Annotated in this window: 15 protein-coding genes; 4 read left to right on the top strand and 11 right to left on the bottom strand. The window is 72.5% G+C overall.

The features are described from left to right. Positions 1-100: 100 nt before the first annotated feature. Positions 101-826, bottom strand: coding sequence for a lysophospholipid acyltransferase family protein (locus tag AB0I73_RS36485; RefSeq protein ID WP_363044723.1), 726 nt, complete (start codon positions 824-826; stop codon positions 101-103). Between the two features lie 768 nt (positions 827-1,594). Next, positions 1,595-2,617 (bottom strand): zinc-dependent alcohol dehydrogenase family protein, encoded by a 1,023-nt coding sequence (locus tag AB0I73_RS36480; protein ID WP_363044722.1) that lies wholly within the window; start codon positions 2,615-2,617, stop codon positions 1,595-1,597. Between the two features lie 652 nt (positions 2,618-3,269). On the opposite strand from AB0I73_RS36480, the gene AB0I73_RS36475 reads away from it, so the two are divergent. The 3 genes from AB0I73_RS36475 (at position 3,270) to AB0I73_RS36465 (ending at position 6,558) form a co-directional block, all read left to right on the top strand. Further along, positions 3,270-4,679, top strand: a complete 1,410-nt coding sequence (locus AB0I73_RS36475) for a cytochrome ubiquinol oxidase subunit I (protein ID WP_363044721.1) — start codon at positions 3,270-3,272, stop codon at positions 4,677-4,679. A gap of 39 nt (positions 4,680-4,718) precedes the next feature. Further along, positions 4,719-5,729, top strand: coding sequence for a cytochrome d ubiquinol oxidase subunit II (locus AB0I73_RS36470; protein WP_363044724.1), 1,011 nt, complete (start codon positions 4,719-4,721; stop codon positions 5,727-5,729). Between the two features lie 373 nt (positions 5,730-6,102). Next, on the top strand, positions 6,103-6,558 hold the full coding sequence (locus AB0I73_RS36465) for an RpiB/LacA/LacB family sugar-phosphate isomerase (protein WP_363044720.1): 456 nt from the start codon (positions 6,103-6,105) through the stop codon (positions 6,556-6,558). A gap of 24 nt (positions 6,559-6,582) precedes the next feature. On the opposite strand, the gene AB0I73_RS36460 is transcribed toward AB0I73_RS36465, so the two are convergent. The 5 genes from AB0I73_RS36460 to AB0I73_RS36440 form a co-directional block, all read right to left on the bottom strand. Continuing rightward, the gene (locus tag AB0I73_RS36460; protein WP_363044719.1) at positions 6,583-7,809 is read right to left on the bottom strand and encodes a SpoIIE family protein phosphatase; all 1,227 of its coding nucleotides are present in this window, start codon (positions 7,807-7,809) and stop codon (positions 6,583-6,585) included. Positions 7,810-7,833: 24 nt separating this feature from the next. After that, positions 7,834-10,356, bottom strand: a complete 2,523-nt coding sequence (locus AB0I73_RS36455) for a SpoIIE family protein phosphatase (protein ID WP_363044718.1) — start codon at positions 10,354-10,356, stop codon at positions 7,834-7,836. A 184-nt stretch (positions 10,357-10,540) separates the two neighbouring features. Then, entirely contained in the window at positions 10,541-11,767 is a 1,227-nt protein-coding gene (gene rocD, locus AB0I73_RS36450) for an ornithine--oxo-acid transaminase (protein ID WP_363044717.1), read from the bottom strand. Then, positions 11,764-12,576, bottom strand: a complete 813-nt coding sequence (ddaH, locus tag AB0I73_RS36445; RefSeq protein ID WP_363044716.1) for a dimethylargininase — start codon at positions 12,574-12,576, stop codon at positions 11,764-11,766. Before ddaH ends, rocD begins: the two co-directional genes overlap by 4 nt. Before the next feature lie 144 nt (positions 12,577-12,720). Continuing rightward, positions 12,721-13,215, bottom strand: coding sequence for an Lrp/AsnC family transcriptional regulator (locus tag AB0I73_RS36440; protein WP_363044715.1), 495 nt, complete (start codon positions 13,213-13,215; stop codon positions 12,721-12,723). Between the two features lie 74 nt (positions 13,216-13,289). Here AB0I73_RS36440 and AB0I73_RS36435 point away from each other — a divergent pair, with 74 nt between their 5' ends. Next, positions 13,290-13,466, top strand: coding sequence for a hypothetical protein (locus tag AB0I73_RS36435; protein WP_363044714.1), 177 nt, complete (start codon positions 13,290-13,292; stop codon positions 13,464-13,466). Between the two features lie 21 nt (positions 13,467-13,487). On the opposite strand, the gene AB0I73_RS36430 is transcribed toward AB0I73_RS36435, so the two are convergent. From AB0I73_RS36430 to AB0I73_RS36415, 4 genes are read right to left on the bottom strand one after another with little or no spacing between them, the layout of a single operon-like run. Further along, positions 13,488-14,693 carry a histidine kinase gene (locus AB0I73_RS36430; RefSeq protein WP_363044713.1) on the bottom strand — a complete coding sequence of 402 codons (1,206 nt, stop codon included), beginning with the start codon at positions 14,691-14,693 and terminating at the stop codon, positions 13,488-13,490. After that, a complete protein-coding gene (locus AB0I73_RS36425) occupies positions 14,690-16,402 on the bottom strand; it encodes a cation acetate symporter (protein WP_363044712.1) in 1,713 nt (570 codons plus the stop codon). Before AB0I73_RS36425 ends, AB0I73_RS36430 begins: the two co-directional genes overlap by 4 nt. A gap of 25 nt (positions 16,403-16,427) precedes the next feature. Further along, complete coding sequence (locus AB0I73_RS36420; protein WP_363044711.1) at positions 16,428-16,787, bottom strand: hypothetical protein; 360 nt, start codon at positions 16,785-16,787, stop codon at positions 16,428-16,430. Between the two features lie 9 nt (positions 16,788-16,796). Continuing rightward, entirely contained in the window at positions 16,797-17,567 is a 771-nt protein-coding gene (locus AB0I73_RS36415; protein WP_363044710.1) for a LytTR family DNA-binding domain-containing protein, read from the bottom strand. Positions 17,568-17,753: the final 186 nt, after the last annotated feature.

Here is a 17,753-nt window from a genome sequence, read left to right as displayed (position 1 = left end):
GCTGGGTTCGGGTGTCGAGTCCCTTCGCCGTACCCGGCGGAGAGCAATCCGCCTCCTCAAGGCATGGAACGCTCAGGCGTCAAAGCCAGGACGGGGCCGGTCAGCTCAGCGGCAACCGCGGCAGCCGGCGCTTCTCCGCCGCCTTGCGCTCGGCGTCCTCCGCCTTGGCGACGGCCGCGTACTGGTCGACGTACTCCTGCTCGGACAGGCTCAGGATGGTGTACATGATCTCGTCGGTGACGGCGCGCAGTATCGCCTTCTCGTCCTCCAAGCCGGCGTAGCGCGAGAAGTCGAGGGGCTTGCCGAAGCGGATCACCACCGGGTGGATGCGGGGGACGACCTTCCCGGGTGGCTGCGCCTCGAAGGTGCCGATCATCGCGCAGGGAATCACCGGGATGCCGGCCTTGAGGGCCATCACCGCGACCCCGACCTTGCCCTTGTAGAGACGTCCGTCGTGCGACCGGGTGCCCTCCGGGTAGATGCCGAGCAGTTCCCCCCTGCTCAGCACTCCGAGGCCCTCCCGGATCGCGGCCTGGCCGGCGTCCTTGCCGGAGCGGTCGACCGGGATCTGCCCCGCGCTGCGGAAGAAGAACGCCGTCAGCCGGCCCTTGACGCCGGGGCCGGTGAAGTATTCGGCCTTGGCGAGGAAGGTGATGCGCCGTTTGAGTATCGCGGGCATCAGGAAGTGGTCCGAGAACGACAGATGGTTGCCGGCGACGATGGCGGCACCGGACGACGGCACGTGCTCCAGGCCCTCTATTCGAGGCCGGAAGACCAGTCGCAGCAGCGGGCCCAGCAGCACGTATTTGAGCAAGTAGTAGAACACGGCTCGTTCCTCACTTCACCTGGTCCGCTTCGGCTCGGGGTTTTCGCAGGTCAAGTCTATGATCCCGGGTGTCGGCCCACGCGCATCCGCAGTTCTCTGCCACCGCGTTCGACCGGGCTCATGCTGACTCTTCGCCGACTTTACTGACATCTCGTCAGCCGAGAGGTGTCGGCGTCAGCGGCGCCTGCCCGGCCCCTCCGCCGACTCGTCCAGTGGAGTGCGGGCTCTCATGCGGTTTGGCGCCGACGGCGTCTGCCGGGGCGCGCACGACAGACCGATCTCGCGTCGACGTTCCGATGACCTGGACACCTCCGTCGTGCAGCCGTCCAGCCGGCGCTCCGGTCGGACTTCTGTATTCGTCCTGGTCAACGACCTGGCGGTACGTGCGGTACGTGATGACGGCGCGACGAACAGTCCGTCGCAGTGATCCACGACGTACCGACGGACGACCGGGGCCTGGAACCCGAGGAACGCTTCCTGCGGACGGGAGCCCGCTTCGCGCGGGTGGAGCCGCGCCGGCGGATGGTGACCATGTCCGCGGGCTGCCCGGCCCGACAGCGGGGATGCCGGCCCGCCGCAGCACCAGCAGGCCCGACGAGATCGCCCACCACCTCGCCTGCGCCCCGCTGGAGGCCACCGTCGCCGACCTGGTCCGCGTCGCCGGCTGCCGCTGTGCGCCGGTCCGGCAGGGACGGCGGTGTCCGTGTGAGCCGCTCGCCCCGGCTCCGCCGAGGGGGAGGGGCGCGGGTGAGCGGCTCGGCAGCGGGGTCACACCTGCAGCAGGGTCTTGATGGCGCGGCGTTCGTCCATGGCGCGGTAGGCTTCGGCGGCCCGGTCGAGGGGGAGGGCGAGGTCGAAGACCTTGCCGGGATCGATCCGGCGGTTCCAGATCAGGTCGATCAGCTCGGGCAGGTACTGCCGCACCGGGGCCGGGCCGCCGTGCAGGTGCACGTGGGAGAAGAACAGCTCCTGACCGTCCAGTGTCACGTCGTGGGAGACGCCCACGTAGCCCACGTGCCCGCCGGGGCGGGTGGAACCGATGGCCTGCCACATCGACTGCTGGGTGCCGACCGCCTCGATGACCGAGTGCGCGCCCAGCCCGCCGGTCAGCTCCTTGATCCTCGCCACGCCGTCGTCGCCGCGTTCGGTGACGATGTCGGTGGCGCCGTACTCCAGGGCGAGCTCCTGGCGCGGCGCGTGGCGGCTCATGGCGATGACCCGCTCCGCGCCGAGCCGCCGGGCGGCCAGTACCGCGAGCAGGCCGACCGCGCCGTCACCGACGACCGCGACCGTCCTGCCGGGACCGGCCTGGGCGGCCACCGCGCCGAACCAGCCGGTGCCGAGCACGTCGGAGGCGGCCAGGAGGCCGGGGACCAGGTCGTCGTCGGGAATGTCGGGTGTGGCGACCAGGGTGCCGTCGGCGAGCGGGACGCGCAGCCGCTCCGCCTGGGCGCCGAGCGCGCCCATGGGCTCGCGGTGGACGCAGGAGGACTGGTAGCCCGCCCGGCAGATCTCGCAGGTGTTGTCGGAGGCGAAGAACGAGCCGACCACGAACTGGCCGGGCCTGATGTCCGTCACCTCGCCGCCGACCTCCTCCACGACGCCCACGTACTCGTGTCCCATCGGGGCCGGGCCCCGGACGGGCTCGATCCCGCGGTAGGGCCACAGGTCCGACCCGCACACGCAGGTCGCCGACAGGCGGATCACCGCGTCCGTCGGTGAGACGATCCCCGGTTCCTCGCGCTGCTCCACCCGGACATCTCCGGGGGCGCGCATCACGACACCGCGCATGGCTGCTGCTCCTTACCTGCTGTGATCGGTCGAGGGACGGACCCAGGAGCTCCCGACCGTGGAAGGCCGAGTACTGCGGCAGAGAGTGCAGGGCGCTGCCGGGCGGCCCCGCGGTCACCCGTTTCACCCGCCCAGGCGGCCTGTGCCCAGGGCCGCGATCTCCTCCCGCCCCCGCCGCAGGCGCGGGCGGGAGGAGATCCGCACCACCCAGGTACCCGGTTTTCCGCGCGGGCGGACAGGCTCTGCTGCACCATCTGGGAACAGGTCACCGGCAGCACCGGCCTGGCCGGGGCGGCCTGACCCGGCACACCGGCCCGGCCGCAACACACCCCGGCACGCCACCGGCCGCTCACACCCCGGTCAAGGTGACAACGTCCCTCAGCCACATACGCTGAGACGACGGAACCGAGAAGCTCCCGGTCGCGGGAGGCGTCCTTCGGCGAGGTCGATCATGTGTCGGCCGAGCGTGCCGCGGGGCGGATCGCCGCCGAGACGATCAGACCGTGCCCTCCCGACGCGGTCGACCGATGGAGGCCCGCTCGATCGTCTCGTCGAGGGGCATCACCACGCCCCGACCTGCCTTTCGTACCTTCGGTCTGCCGTTTCGCCGGATACCGGTTTCGACCGTCCGATCTGGGTACTGACGGGTTCCATGACGCACACTCTGCTCACCGGCCCGTGGGTGCTCGTCGGATACGCGGCCGACCGGGTGTCGGAGGGCGATCTGGCGGCGGCGCGGGCGCAGATGGGTTTCTCCCTCGCCTGGCACATCGTCGTGGCCTGTCTGGGCGTCGGGCTCCCGGCGCTGACGCTGCTCGCCGAGTGGTACGGCATCCGCACCGGCAGCCCGGCGCACCGTTTGCTGGCCCGCCGGTGGGCGCGTGCCATGGGGGTGCTGTTCGCCGTGGGCGCCGTGTCCGGCACGATCCTCAGCTTCGAGATGGGACTGCTGTGGCCCGGCCTGATGGGAAGGTTCGGTCAGGTGATCGGACTGCCCTTCGCGCTGGAGGGCATCGCCTTCTTCGTGGAGGCGATCTTCCTGGGCATCTACCTGTACGCGTGGGACCGGATGCCACCCCGCCGCCATCTGCTGGTCGGCCTCCCCATCGTGATCGCGGGCACCGCGTCGGCGTTCTTCGTCGTGTGCGCGAACGCCTGGATGAACCAGCCGCGCGGCTTCATCCTGCGCGAGGGCAAGGTGGTCGACGTCGATCCGTGGGCGGCGATGCTCAACCCGGCCAGCCCGCCGCAGACCGTGCACATGATTCTGGCGGCCTTCATGGTCGCGTCGTTCCTGACCGCCGCCGTGTACGCCGTGGCCATGCTGCGCGGGCGCCGCGACACCTACCACCGGGCGGGGTTCTTCATCCCGTTCACACTGGGCGCGATCGTGACACCGTTCCAGATCGTCGTGGGCGACTGGGCGGCACGCTTCCTGGCCGACTACCAGCCGACCAAGCTCGCGGCCGCCGAAGGCGTCTACCGCACCGGTTCGCACGTACCGCTGACGCTCGGCGGCGTCGCGGGTGACAACGGGCTGAAGTACGGCCTGGAGATCCCCAGCGGGCTGTCGCTGCTGATCGGTTACCATCCCGACACCGTCGTCAAGGGCCTCGACCGTGTGCCGCCCGCCCAGCATCCGCCGGTCACCGGCGTGCACTGGGCGTTCGATCTGATGGTCGCCGTCGGCTTCTTCCTGCTCGCCCTCGGCGTGTGGTTGCTGTGGGCGTGGTGGCGCCGTCGCCGCACCGGCGGCGAGCTGTCCACCCCCCGCCTCTTCCTGGCGCTGGCCGCGGTCGGCGGCCCGGCCGCGGTGGTGGCCCTCGAATGCGGCTGGACCGTCACGGAGCTGGGTCGTCAGCCTTGGATCGTGTGGGGCCTGATGAGCGTGCGTGATGCCGTCAACCCTGCTCCCGGCCTGATGACCGGACTGTGGCTGGTGCTTGTGGTGTACGCCGCGATGACCGTCGCGACCGTCTACGTCCTGCGCCGCCTCGCCCGGGGCACCCCGGTGCCGCGCGCGCCGCAGGAGGAGGACGTCACCGGTTACCCCGTCGTGTGATTCTCCCGCAGCCCGTTGTACGACCCCCTGGAGGTGACTGTGCTCGCGGACGCGGCGCTCGCCGTGATGTGGGTGGGCCTGACCTGTTATGCCCTGTTCGGGGGGGCCGACTTCGGCGCCGGAGTCTGGGACCTGCTGGCCGGCGGCGCCGAGCGCGGCCGGGCCCGGCGCGGGCTCATCGAGCACAGCATCGGGCCGGTCTGGGAGGCCAACCACGTGTGGCTGATCTTCGTGGTCGTGATGCTGTGGTCGGCCTTCTCGCCGGTGTTCGCCGCGGTGATGTCCACCCTGTACATCCCACTCACCCTCGCCGCGTTGGGCATCATCGCCCGGGGCGCCGCCTTCGCCTTCCGCAAGGCGAGCACCGAACTGTGGCAGCAGCGGCTGTTCGGCGCGTGCTTCGCGCTGTCGTCGCTGCTGACGCCGTTCTTCCTCGGCACGGTGGCGGGCGGTGTCGCCTCCGGCCGCGTTCCGCCGGGGCTCGCCGAAGGCGACGTGGTCACCAGCTGGCTCAATCCGACGTCGCTGCTGGGCGGACTGCTGGCCGTGGTGACCTGTGCGCACCTGGCGGCGGTGTACCTGTGCGCCGACGCGCACCGGGAGGGACAGCCGGAGCTCGCCGCGTCCTTCACCCGCGACGCGACGGTCAGCGGCCTGACAGCGGGCGTCGTGGCCCTCGGGGGCATCGCGGTGCTGAACGCGGACGCCCCCGAGTTGTTCCAGGGACTGACCCACCGCGCGCTGCCACTGGTGATCATCAGCGCGGTGGCCGGTCTGACCGGCCTCGGTCTGCTGGCCCGGCAGCGCTTCGTGGCCGCCCGCGCAGCCGCGGCCCTGGCGGTCGCCGCCATCCTGTGGGCGTGGGGCGCGGCCCAGTACCCGGCCCTGTTGGTCGGCAGCACCACGGTGACCGAGGCCGCGGCGAGCGCCTCCGTGCTGTCGGCGGTCCTCGTGGCGCTGGGCGTGGGAGCGGTGGTGCTCGTCCCGTCGCTGTGGCTGCTGTACTCCACCTTCCAGCGGGCAGCCGCCGACCAGCACTCGTCGCGGTGAACCGAGGCGCCTGCGCCGGTGTGCGGCTGGAGGAAGGGCATCGCCGTTCCGGCTGCTGCTCGGACGACGTCGCCACGCACGGGGCCGATCCCGGCCACCGTCAAGGGCCGGCCCGATGGCAGCACTCCCTGACCGTCACGCCGGAACCACGGCCGGATCGGCGACAGTCGGACATGCGACTGTCGCCGGTACCGAGGCCGTGTACCTGCTGCGTACCTGCTCCGCACGACACGCTCGTGCGGATCGCGGCCGGGCTCGGCATCCCGGTCACGGCTCGGGCGTCCTCCCCGAGCGCCCGGCAGCGGGGGAGCGGCGGGGACGCGTGCGACGCCCGGCCGCCGCCGGTCGCCGCACGCGCGAGTAGGCTCGCCCCATGCGGATCTCCGTCTCCTCCGACATGGACGAACCCGTCGCCCGGGCCCTGCTCGCCGAACTGCGCGAGCGCGGCCACGAGGTGCGTGTGCACGGCGCCCTGAGCCCCGGGGGCGACTCGCGGTGGGCGTTCTGCTCCGAGGCGGCCGCCCGTGACGTCGCCGAGGGGACCGCCGACCAGGCGGTGGTGTGCTGCTGGACCGGCACGGGTGCCTCGATCGCGGCCAACAAGGTGCCGGGCGTACGGGCCGCCCTGTGCACGGACGCCTACACGGCGGACGGCGCGCGCCGCTGGAACGACGCGAACGTGCTGGCGCTCGGCCTGCGGCTGACGTCCGAGCCGCTGCTGAAGGAGATCCTCGACGCCTGGTTCGCCGGGGTGGCCGGACAGGACGCGGACGACCGGCAGAACGTGGACCGGGTGGACCGGCTCGACGACGCCCGGCCCACCGGCTGAGCCGTACCGCTGTCCCGCGGCGGATCACAGCCGGACGACGACCAGCGCGGTGTCGTCGGTGGCGCCGCCGGGCGGCAGCAACTCCCGCAGCACGACGTCGGCCAGCGACTCCGGATCCCGTGTCCGGTGGCGGCGCAGCGACTCGGCGAGCCGAAGCAGCCCGGTGTCGATGTCCTCCCGGCGGCGTTCGACCAGACCGTCGGTGTAGAGCACGAGAGTCGCCCCGGGCGTGAACGCGGTCCTCGCCTCGGGTCTGCGCACCGGTTCGGGACGGGCGTCGAGCGGGGGGTCGGTGGCCCGGTCGAGGAACTCCACCCGCCCGCCCGGGTGGACCAGCACCGGCGGGGGATGGCCGGCGCTGCTGTAGTCGATGGTGTGCCGGTCGAAGTCGACGAAGGTGGTGACCACGGTCGCCGACTCGGCGCCGTCGACCACGTGGGCGTAGCGCGCCACGACGTCCAGCGCCTCGGCGGGCCCCGCCGCGACCCGGGAGGCGGCGGTGAGCGCGCTGCGCAGCTGGCCCATGACGCCTGCCGCCTCCAGCCCGTGCCCGACCACGTCGCCCACGGACACGCCGATACGGTGGCCGCGCACCAGGTCGACCAGGTCGTACCAGTCCCCGCAGACGTTGAGCGCGCCCACCGCCGGCCGATAGCGCACGGCGGCCAGGTGACCCACCTGCCGCGGTGCGGGCAGCATGGACCTCTGCAGTGTCAGTGCCACCTGCCGCTCCCGGGCGTGCGCCTGGCGCAGCCGGTTGTTGAGCTCCTGCAGCTCGCGGGCGCGCGTGTACAGCTCGGCCTCCAGGACCCGGCTCTGGTCGACGCCCGCGCGGTGGCGGGCCCGCATCAGCTCGGTGACCTCCTCGACCCGGTGCACGATCAGGACCACGGAGCCGTCGCCGCCCAGCACCGGTGTGTTCACCGGGCTCCAGTAGCGCGCCTCCCACTCGCCGGGCCGCTCCGGGCTCTCGACGTCGTAGCGCTGCAGGGCCATGGTGTCGCGCTCGCCGGTGGCCACGACCCGCAGCAGGGAGGCGTGCAGGTTGTGCGCGCCAGAGGAGCCCGGGTCGTTCGGGTTGTCCGGGAAGACGTCGAACAGGTAGCGGCCCAGCAGTTCCTCCCGGGACTTCCCGGTCCCGTGGACGAACGCCTCGTTGACATCCGCGTACACCAGGTCGGGGGTGAGGAGCGCCACCATGCCGGGCAGGGCCTGGTACACCGCCGCGTAGTCGATCGCCGTCCGTGTCATGGCCGCCGCCTCCTGACGGGAGCGTCATTCCGAGGGGAAGGCCGTCTCGAGGGGAAGATCCTCCGGTCCGGCCAGCGACTGCTCGGCCCAGATGACCTTCCCGTCGGGAACGAAACGGGTGCCCCACCGCTGAGCGAGCTGCGAGACCAGCAGCAGCCCGCGTCCGCCCTCGTCCATGGCGCGGGGATGGCGCAGGTGCGGTGTGGTGGCGCCGCCGTCGAACACCTCGCAGACCAGCGCGCGCTCCCGGATCAGCCGCAGGCGGACGGGGCCGCCGGCGTGCCGGATGGCGTTGGTGACCAGTTCGCTGACGACCAGTTCCGTGGTGAAGACCAGCTCGTCCAGCCCCCAGTGGGTCAGCTGCCGGGTGGCCGTCCTGCGGGCCTCGGCCACCACGGCCGGATCCGGCGGCAGGTCCCAGGCCGCCACCTGGTCGGAGTCCAGGAGCCGGGTACGGGCCATCAGCAGTGCCACGTCGTCGTACGGGCGGACCGGCACCAGGGCGTCCACCACGGCCCGGCACCGTGTTTCCAGCGAGGGCTCAGCCCCCTGCAGCACCCGTCGCAACCGATCCTGGCCGCCCGCGGTCGAACCGGTCTCCGTGTCGGTCAGCAGACCGTCGGTGTGCAGGGCGAGCGTGCTGCTCTCGGCCAGGGACAGCTCCATCGCCTCGAACGGCGGGCCGCCCACGCCGAGCGGGGGTCCCGGCAGCAGGTCGACGAAGCCGACCGCGCCGTCGGGTGCCACCAGGGCGGGCACGGGATGGCCCGCGGAGGCCATCACGCACCGGCCGTCGACCGGGTCGTAGACGACGTACAGGCAGCCGGAGCCCACGGCCTGGCCGTAGCTCCCCTCCGGCTCGTCCGGCTCGGCGCCCTCTTCCCGCGCCGAGCCGGACACCAGGTCGTCGAGATGCGCGAGCACCTCCTCGGGCGGCAGATCCTGCGCGGCCAGGGTCCGTACGGCGGTGCGCAGCCGACCCATCGCCGCGGCGGCGGCGATGCCGTGGCCGGGGACCTCTCCGACGACGAGGGCGACGCGGGCACCCGACAGCGGGATCAGGTCGTACCAGTCGCCGCCCAGGCCGGTCAGCTCGTCGGCCGGACGGTAACAGGCCGACACCTCGACGGCGTCCAGCTCAGGGAGCCGGCGGGGCAGCAGGCTGCGCTGCAGGACGAGCGTCGCATCGCGCTCCCTGGTGTAGCGCCGGGCGTTGTCCACACAGACGGCGGCGCGGGAGACGAGGTCCTCGGCCAGGGTCAGGTCGTCCTCGCTGAAGGGGTCCGGGCGGCGTCGGAAGAACCCGGTGACACCCAGGGTGATACCCCGGGCGCGGATCGGCACGACCATCGCGCTCTGCAGACCGAGCTCGAGGAAGGTGGCCCTCCGGCCGTCCGGTGTGCCGTCGATCCACTCCGTGGCGAGCGGGTCGAGCCGCTCCTGGCGCCAGGACCGGCCCGTGGTCAGGCAGCGGACCGGCGGTGAACCGGTCAGAAAGTTCGTCACCGCGCCCGTCTCCAGGACCTTCCGCGGCAGGTCCTCGTACAGCGACCGGTGGCCCGCGCGGCGCAGCTGCACGCTGTCCGTCTCCGGGGGCGGTCCGGGCGGCAGCTCGGCACCCCGCACCACCGTCTCCAGCAGGTCCACGACCACGAAGTCCGCGAGTTCCGGGACGGTGACGTCCGCCAGCTCCTGGGCGGTGCGCATGACGTCCAGTGTGCGGCCGATGCGCTCGCCGGCCCGGTCGAGCAGGGCGAGCCGCTGACGGGCGCGGTGCCGCTCGGTGATGTCCACGACGCTGTAGTGGACGCCCATCGGGCGGCCCCGGTCGTCGTCGAGCCGGGTGAACGACAGCATGTACGCCGTCTCGCGCAGCGGCGCCGAACGGATCTGGCCGACGTACTCGTGGCCGACCACCGGCTCGCCGGTCTCCAGCACGTGGCGCATCTGCGCCTCGACGGAATCGGCGTCCAGGCCGGGCTGGACGTCGGCGAACCGCAGGCCCAGCCGCCGCTGGGCCGGGCCGCCGCCGAACTGCTCCAGAGCGGTGTTCGACCACACGTACCGCAGGTCCGTGTCCACGATCGCGAGCCCGATCGACGATCTGGAGACCATCTGCTCGAGCACCTCGCGGCTCATGTCCCAGCCGGCGGAGCGGCTCATGCGCCGACCGACGGAACCGGTCAGCTCCGACAGCAGCACCAGCAGGGACGAGCGGCCCTGCGGCTCCATGGTCCGCATGATCCGGACCATGACGGGGACCGGCCGTCCGTCCCGGTGCCGGGCCGTCATCGGACCCGCCCAGCCGTCGTCCGCCCGGCATCGCCCGAGCAGGTCCGGCACCCGCGCGGCGTCCTCGGCGGTGAGCAGCTCGGCCAGCTTCCTGCCCACGGCCTCGGCCGCCGGATACCCCAGCAGCCGCTCGGCCGGACCGGTCCAGTTCGTCACGACGCCCTGCGGATCGAGCAGCAGGGGAACGGCGTCGGCGACGTCGAGCCCCTGCCGGGCAACGTCCGGTCCCTCGTGTCCGTCCTCGTGTCCGCCCACGGCCGACCTCTCTGTCGCTGAGAGTGGTCTACCCCCTCTTGTTCCCCTCTTCGTTCCCATCTTCACCCGGGAACCGGGCAGGGGGCTTCCCGGCGCCGGCCGGAAACGCCCGTTCCCACCCTCCGGACCACGGGCACGCAGGTCAGGCGGGTGGGAACGGGACGGTGGCCGGGGCTCGGGCGGGTCAGCCGCCCTGGCCCAGTACCTTCCCCAGCGTCTCCAGGGCCTCCCGGAGCTCCTCGCCCCCGATGGTGAGCGGCGGGGCCAGCCGGATGGTGGACCCGTGGGTGTCCTTGACCAGGATCCCCTCCCGCATCAGACGCTCGCTCACCTCCCGGCCGGTGCCCAGCACGGGGTCGACGTCGACGCCCGCCCACAGCCCGCGCGAGCGGAAGCCGACGACCCCCTTGCCGAGCAGGGCCTCCAGTCCGCCGCGCAGCACCACGCCCAGCTCCGCCGCCCGGCGCTGGAACTCGCCCGTCTCCAGCAACTCCACCACCGCCGTACCGACGGCGGCGGCCAGCGGGTTGCCGCCGAAGGTCGACCCGTGCTCCCCGGGGTGCAGCACCCCGAGCACCTCACGCCGGGCCACCACCGCCGACACCGGGACGATGCCGCCGCCCAGGGCCTTGCCGAGCAGGACCATGTCCGGGACGACCGACTCGTGTTCCACGGCCAGCGTGCGGCCCGTGCGTCCCAGTCCCGACTGGATCTCGTCCGCGACGAACAGGCACCCCGAGCGGCGCGTCAGCTCCCGCACGCCCGCCAGATAGCCGTCGTCGGGGATGTTCACCCCCGCCTCGCCCTGGATCGGCTCGATCAGCACGGCGGCCGTCGTCTCGTCGACCGCCGCCTCCAGCGCCGCGAGGTCGTTGTACGGCACGACCCGGAAGCCGGGCGTGAAGGGCCCGAAACCGGCGCGTGCGGTCTCGTCCGTGGAGAAACTGACGATGGTCGTCGTCCGGCCGTGGAAGTTGTCCGCCGCGACCACGATCGTCGCCCGGTCGGCCGGGACGCCCTTCACGTCGTAGGCCCACTTGCGGGCCACCTTCACCGCGCTCTCGACCGCCTCCGCGCCGGTGTTCATGGGCAGCACCATGTCCAGCCCGGTCAGCGCCGCCAGCCGCTCCGCGAACTCGGCGAGCCGGTCGTTGTGGAAGGCACGCGAGGTGAGCGTGAGCCGGTCCAGCTGGCGGTGCGCCGCCTCGATCAGCGCGGGATGCCGGTGGCCGAAGTTGAGCGCCGAGTAGCCGGCCAGCATGTCGAGGTAGCGGCGGCCCTCCACGTCCTCCACCCACGCGCCCCGGGCGCTCGCGACGACCACGGGCAGCGGGTGGTAGTTGTGCGCGAGGACCGGCTCCTCCGCACCGATCAGCTCGGCGGACGAACGGGTACGGACGGCAGAGGTCATGAGCGGATCTCCTGAGTGCAGCACTTGATCCCGCCGCCCGCCTTGTGGAACTCGGACAGGTCGACGGGGACGGGGACGTAGCCGTGGTCGGTGAGCCGGGCGGCGAGGCCTGTCGCCGCGGGGGAGATGAACACGTGGCGCCCGTCGGAGACGGAGTTCAGGCCGAACGCCATCGCGTCCTCGCGGGTCGCGGTCACCGCGTCCGGATACAGCCGGGCCAGCACCTCGCGGCTCCCCGGCGAGAACGCCTCCGGGTAGTACGCGATGTTCTCCTCGTCCAGTGTGAACAGGGCCGTGTCCAGGTGGTAGAAGTACGGATCCACCAGCGTCAGGCTGATCACGGGCACGCCGAAGAACTCCTGTGCCTCCCGATGCGCCTCACGGGTGGTGCGGAACCCGGTGCCGGCGAGGATCCAGCGCCCGGCGGGAACCAGGTCGCCCTCGCCCTCGCACACCGACTCGGGACGGTGGACGTCGAAGCCCTCCGCCTTGAACCAGCTCTCGTACGGCACGGACTCGGGGCGCCGTTCGGGCGCCAGGAACAGGGAGCCGAGGACGCGGCCCCCGACGACGACCGCCGCGTTCGCGGCGAACACCATGTCGGGCAGACCGGGCACGGCCCGCACGGTCTCCACGGTGTGACCGTGCGCGCGGTAGACGTCGACCAGCGTCCGCCACTGCCGCTGGGCCAGGGGGACGTCGACGGGACGGTCGGGACGCATCCAGGGGTTGATCGCGTACCGCACGGCGAAGTGCCCGGGGTCGCAGACGAGGTAGCGCCGTGGGGACGGCACACGGGGACCGGTCACAGAGGGGTGCCTCCGCTTCCACGCGGTGTCATCAGGGGTGAGTCCACGGTAGGAAGCGACCGGGGCGGGCGACAAGGAACGAGAGTTGCGTGTTCACGCAGGAATACTGCGTGTTCCCACTGCGCGGCGCACGTCCGCTGCGTCCTATCCCGGGTCCTGGGGAGCCGGCTGGCTCGCCCCCGCCTCCGGACTCTCCGGGATCAGATGGGACAGCACCATCACGCTGATCGTCTTCCGGATGAACGGTTCCGCACGGATCCGCTCCAGCACCTCCTCGAAGTGGTCCACATCCCGCGCCCGCAGGTGCAGCAGGGCGTCCGCGCCACCGGTCACCGTCATCGCCGCGGCGATCTCCGGGTGGTTGCGCACCACTTCCGCCAGCCGCCGGGGCGGCGCCGCCCCCTCGCAGTACACCTCGACGTACGCCTCCGTGCGCCACCCCAGCGCCGACGGTTGCACCGTGGCCGTGAAACCGGTGATCACCCCCGTCTCGCGGAGCCGGTCCACCCGGCGCTTGACCGCCGTGGACGACAGCCCGACGGCCAGGCCGATCTCGGCGAAGGACGACCGGGCGTTCGCCATCAGAGCGGTGACGATCTTTCGGTCCAGCTCGTCGAACGGTGCGGGCCTGCTGTTCATACCGGCACCGTAACGGCAGAACCGGGGCACCATGGAGGGAAACCGAACACCAGGACCATGAGGAGGGTGTCGCGATGCCCGGTTCCCACAACGGTTCGAGCTCGGCGAAGACCATGGGAGTGCTCACCGTCGGCGGCCTCGTCGCCGTGACGGCCTACACGGTGGCGCTCGGCAGCAACGGATGGCTGTGGTTCGGCTGGGTCGTCCTGGGACTGATCACCCTCGCGATGGTCGCCACGCGCAGTGCCTGAGCCGCCCGTGGCGTTCGGCGCTCACTTCGGCGTGAGCCGTCCCGCCAGGTGCACGCCCGGCTGGTACTTCGGCAGCCGGACGGTGACCCTCATGCCCGCGCCCACCGCGGTCTCGATGAGGAGGCCGTGGTCGTCGCCGTAGACCTGGCGGAGCCGGTCGTCGACGTTGGACAGGCCGATGCCGCCCGTGTGGTCGACCTCGCGGGCGAGAACGCGCCGCAGCAGGTCGGGGTCCATTCCGGCGCCGTCGTCCTCGATCACCACGAGGGCTTCGGCGCCGGCGTCCTGTGCGGTGATCTGGATGTGGCACTTGTCGGCCTTGCCCTCGAGGCCGTGTTTGACGGCGTTCTCGACGAGCGGTTGCAGGCAGAGGAAGGGCAGCGCGACCGGCAGCACCTCGGGGGCGATCTGCAGGGTGACGGAGAGGCGGTCGCCGAAGCGGGCGCGGACCAGCGCCAGGTAGTGGTCGATGGCGTGGAGTTCGTCGGCGAGGGTGGTGAAGTCGCCGTGCCGGCGGAACGAGTAACGGGTGAAGTCGGCGAACTCCAGGAGCAGTTCGCGGGCGCGCTCGGGATCGGTGCGTACGAACGAGGCGATCACGGCGAGCGAGTTGAAGATGAAGTGCGGGGAGATCTGGGCCCGCAACGCCCTGAGTTCGGCCTCGATGAGGCGGGTGCGGGACTGGTCGAGGTCGGCCAGTTCGAGCTGGACGGAGACCCAGCGGGCCACCTCCCCGGCCGCCCGGGCCAGGACCGCGGACTCGCGGGGCGCGCAGGCGACGAGCGCGCCGTGCACCCGGTCGTCGACGGTGAGCGGGGCGACGACGGCCCACCGCACCGCGCAGTCGGGGGTGTCGCAGCTGAGCGGGAACGCCTCACCGCGGCCGGAGTCGAGGGGCCCGGCCAGTCGTTCCATGATCTCGGTACGGTGATGGGCGCCGGCGCCGTCCCAGACGAGGACCTGCTCGCGGTCCGTGAGGCACAGGGCGTCGGTGCCGAGCAGGGAGCGCAGCTTGCGGGCGGATCTGCCGGCGGCCTCCTCGGTCAGGCCCGCCCGGAGCGGGGGCGTGGCCAGGGAGGCGGTGTGCAGGGTCTCGAAGGTGGCGTGCTCGACGGGCGTGCCGAGTCCGGCGAGACTGGCGGGCCGGGCGGTGCGCCGGCCGAGCCAGAAGCCCGCGGCCAGCAGGGGCAGCACGGCGACGCACAGGCCCGCCAGGAATCCGCTCACTTGGACACCTCCGTCCGCAGTTCCTCCGGCAGGTGGAACCGGGCGAGCACCGCCGCCGTGCCGGGCGGCACCCGGCCGGGGGTGGCCAGGGAGACCAGGACCATGGTGAGGAAGCCCAGCGGCACCGACCACAGGGCGGGCCAGGCGAGCAGCGCGTGCAGTGCGCCCCGGCCCGGGAAGCCGGCCATGGTCGCGGCGACGGCGACGAAGGCGGAGCCGCCCCCGACCAGCATGCCGGCCGCCGCCCCGGGCGGAGTGAGCCGGCGCCACCAGATGCCGAGGACGAGCAGCGGGCAGAACGAGGACGCCGACACGGCGAAGGCGAGCCCGACCGCGTCGGCCACCGGCAGCCCGCCGACCAGGATGCTCGCCCCGAGCGGGACGGCCATGGCGAGCAGCGTGCCGAGCCGGAAGTGCCGTACGCCGCGTGCGGGCAGGACGTCCTGGGTGATCACGCCGGCCACGGCCATGGTCAGCCCGGACGCCGTGGACAGGAACGCGGCGAAGGCACCCCCGGCGACCAGCGCGCCGAGCAGGTCGCCGCCCGCTCCTCCGATCATGCGGCCGGGCAGCAGGAGCACGGCGGCGTCCGCGCTGCCGGTGAGGGTGAGGTCGGGGGCGTACAGCCGGCCGAGGGCTCCGTAGACCGGGGGCAGCAGGTAGAAGGCGCCGATCAGGCCGAGGACGGCGACGGTGGTGCGGCGGGCGGCGACGCCGTGCGGGCTGGTGTAGTAGCGGACCACCACGTGCGGCAGGCCCATGGTGCCGAGGAAGGTGGCGAGGATCAGCCCGTACGTGGCGTACAGCGGGCGTTCCTCGCGGGACTCGGCCCGTGAGGGCGACAGGGCGTCGTCGGCGCCCCGCCCGGCGGCCGGGACCTCGGCTCCCTCGGCGAAGGTCAGCCGGGTGCCGCCGTCGATGCGGTGGGTGCCGGCGGGCAGGCGGAGTTCGGTGCCCGCGTGTTCGCGGCCGTCGACGGTGCCGTCCACGGTCACGGTCAGCGGCTCGGCGAGCCGCAGGTCGAGGGTGTCGTCGATGCGGACGACACGCTGTTCGCGGAAGGCGGCGGGTTCGTCGAAGGCGTGGCTGGGCGCCCCGTCGCCCTGCCAGGCGAGGACCAGGAACAGTGCCGGCACGAACAGGGCGGTGAGCTTGAGCCAGTACTGGAAGGCCTGTACGAAGGTGATGCTGCGCATGCCGCCGGCGGCGACGATGACGGTGACCACGACGGCGACGATCACCCCGCCGAGCCAGCCGGGGGCGCCGGTGAGCACGGTCAGGGTGAGCCCCGCGCCCTGGAGCTGGGGCAGCAGGTACAGCCAGCCGACGCCGACGACGAAGGCGCCCGCGAGCCGTCGCACCGCCTGCGAGGCGAGGCGGGCCTCGGCGAAGTCGGGCAGCGTGTAGGCGCCGGAGCGGCGCAGCGGGGCGGCGACGAACAGCAGCAGGACCAGGTAGCCGGCGGTGTAGCCGACCGGGTACCAGAGCATGTCCGGCCCCTGGACCAGGACGAGGCCCGCGATGCCCAGGAAGGAGGCGGCGGAGAGGTACTCGCCGCTGATGGCGGCGGCGTTCAGACGGGGGCCCACGGTGCGGGAGGCGACGTAGAAGTCGGAGGTGGTGCGGGAGATGCGCAGGCCGAAGGCGCCGACGAGGACGGTCGCCAGGACGACGAGCGCGACGGCGGGGACGGCGTAACTGGAGTTCACGGTGCCGGCGTTCCGTTCCCCGCCCTCAGCGGTCCTCGACGAGCCGCACGAAGTCGCGTTCGTTGCGTTCGGCGCGGCGCACGTACCAGCGGGCGAGCAGGACCAGCGGGGGGTACAGCCCGAAGCCGAGGACCGCCCACTCCAGCCGTCGGGCGTCCGGGGCCGCGGCGAAGACCAGCGGGAGCGGGCCGATGAGCAGCATGAGGATCGCGAACACGGTGAGACCGGTGCGCAGTTGGATGCGCATCAGGGAGCGGACGTAGGTGTGGCCGAGGGTGGTCTGCTCGTCGATCTCGGTCCGCGGGCGGTAGTAGCCGAAGGCACGGCGGGCGCGGCGGGGCGGGCCGGTGACGACCACGCGGCGTTCGGTCGGGTCCTGGGGCACGCCGTCCCCCTAGCCCGTGGTCCGGCGCATCAGCAGGTCCCGCAGTTCACGGGTGTGCCGTCGGCTGACCTGGAGTTCCTCCGAGCCGATCAGGACGCTCACGGTACCCGCGTCGAGCCGGAGTTCCCCGATGTGGCGCAGGGCGACCAGGTGGCGGCGGTGGATCCGGACGAAGCCGCGCGAGCGCCAGCGTTCCTCCAGGGTGGACAGCGGTATCCGTACGAGGTGGCTGCCGCGGTCGGTGTGCAGCCGGGCGTAGTCGCCCTGGGCCTCCACGTGCGTGATGTCCTCGACGGCGACGAAGCGGGTCACACCGCCGAGTTCGACGGCTATCTGGTCCGGGTCGGGCTCGTGCACGGGGATGCGCGGGGCACTGCCGTGCTGTGCCGCGGCGCGCGGTTCGGCGACGCGGCGGACCGCTTCGGCCAGCCGCTCCTTGCGGACGGGCTTGAGGACGTAGTCGACGGCCTTGAGGTCGAACGCCTGCACGGCGAAGTCCTCGTGGGCGGTGACGAACACGACGAGCGGCGGCCGGGCGAACCCGCCGAGCAGCCGGGCGAGGTCGAGTCCGTCGAGGCCGGGCATCTGGATGTCGAGGAAGACGACGTCTATGGCCTCGGGACCGTCGGGTCCGGACTCCAGGGCGCGGTTGATGCGGCGCAGCGCCTCGGTCGCGTCACCGGCGCCCTCGGCACTGCCGACGCGAGGGTCCGCGTTCAGCAGGTAGAGCAGTTCCTCCAGCGAGGGGCGTTCGTCGTCGACGGCCAGAGCGCGCAGCATGAAGGTGGAGTCTAGGCGGGAATCCCACGTCTGGACATGTGCCGGACGTGGGCGTTCCCGCAAGATCCGGTAGTGGGGAAGCGGGGGGGCTGGGGGGTGCCTCTATGTCTTTCGTCAAGGCGTCCAGGTTTGGTTTGGGGTGGTTTGACTTGCTGGGGTCATGCGGCGAGTTCGACGTCCGTGGGG

It is taken from the genome of Streptomyces sp. NPDC050388 (assembly GCF_040655635.1).
Taxonomy (GTDB): domain Bacteria; phylum Actinomycetota; class Actinomycetes; order Streptomycetales; family Streptomycetaceae; genus Streptomyces.
The sequence above is the reverse complement of the archived record's forward strand: the minus strand, read 5'-3'. Positions and strand labels throughout refer to the sequence as shown.

What these genes read in the sequence shown, in the direction of transcription:
- AB0I73_RS36480 (WP_363044722.1), bottom strand. Translation starts at nt 2,617, where the DNA reads ATGCGCGGTGTCGTGATGCGCGCCCCCGGAGATGTCCGGGTGGAGCAG.
- AB0I73_RS36475 (WP_363044721.1), top strand. Translation starts at nt 3,270, where the DNA reads ATGACGCACACTCTGCTCACCGGCCCGTGGGTGCTCGTCGGATACGCG.
- AB0I73_RS36465 (WP_363044720.1), top strand. Translation starts at nt 6,103, where the DNA reads ATGCGGATCTCCGTCTCCTCCGACATGGACGAACCCGTCGCCCGGGCC.
- AB0I73_RS36460 (WP_363044719.1), bottom strand. Translation starts at nt 7,809, where the DNA reads ATGACACGGACGGCGATCGACTACGCGGCGGTGTACCAGGCCCTGCCC.
- rocD (WP_363044717.1), bottom strand. Translation starts at nt 11,767, where the DNA reads ATGACCTCTGCCGTCCGTACCCGTTCGTCCGCCGAGCTGATCGGTGCG.
- AB0I73_RS36440 (WP_363044715.1), bottom strand. Translation starts at nt 13,215, where the DNA reads ATGAACAGCAGGCCCGCACCGTTCGACGAGCTGGACCGAAAGATCGTC.
- AB0I73_RS36435 (WP_363044714.1), top strand. Translation starts at nt 13,290, where the DNA reads ATGCCCGGTTCCCACAACGGTTCGAGCTCGGCGAAGACCATGGGAGTG.
- AB0I73_RS36415 (WP_363044710.1), bottom strand. Translation starts at nt 17,567, where the DNA reads ATGCTGCGCGCTCTGGCCGTCGACGACGAACGCCCCTCGCTGGAGGAA.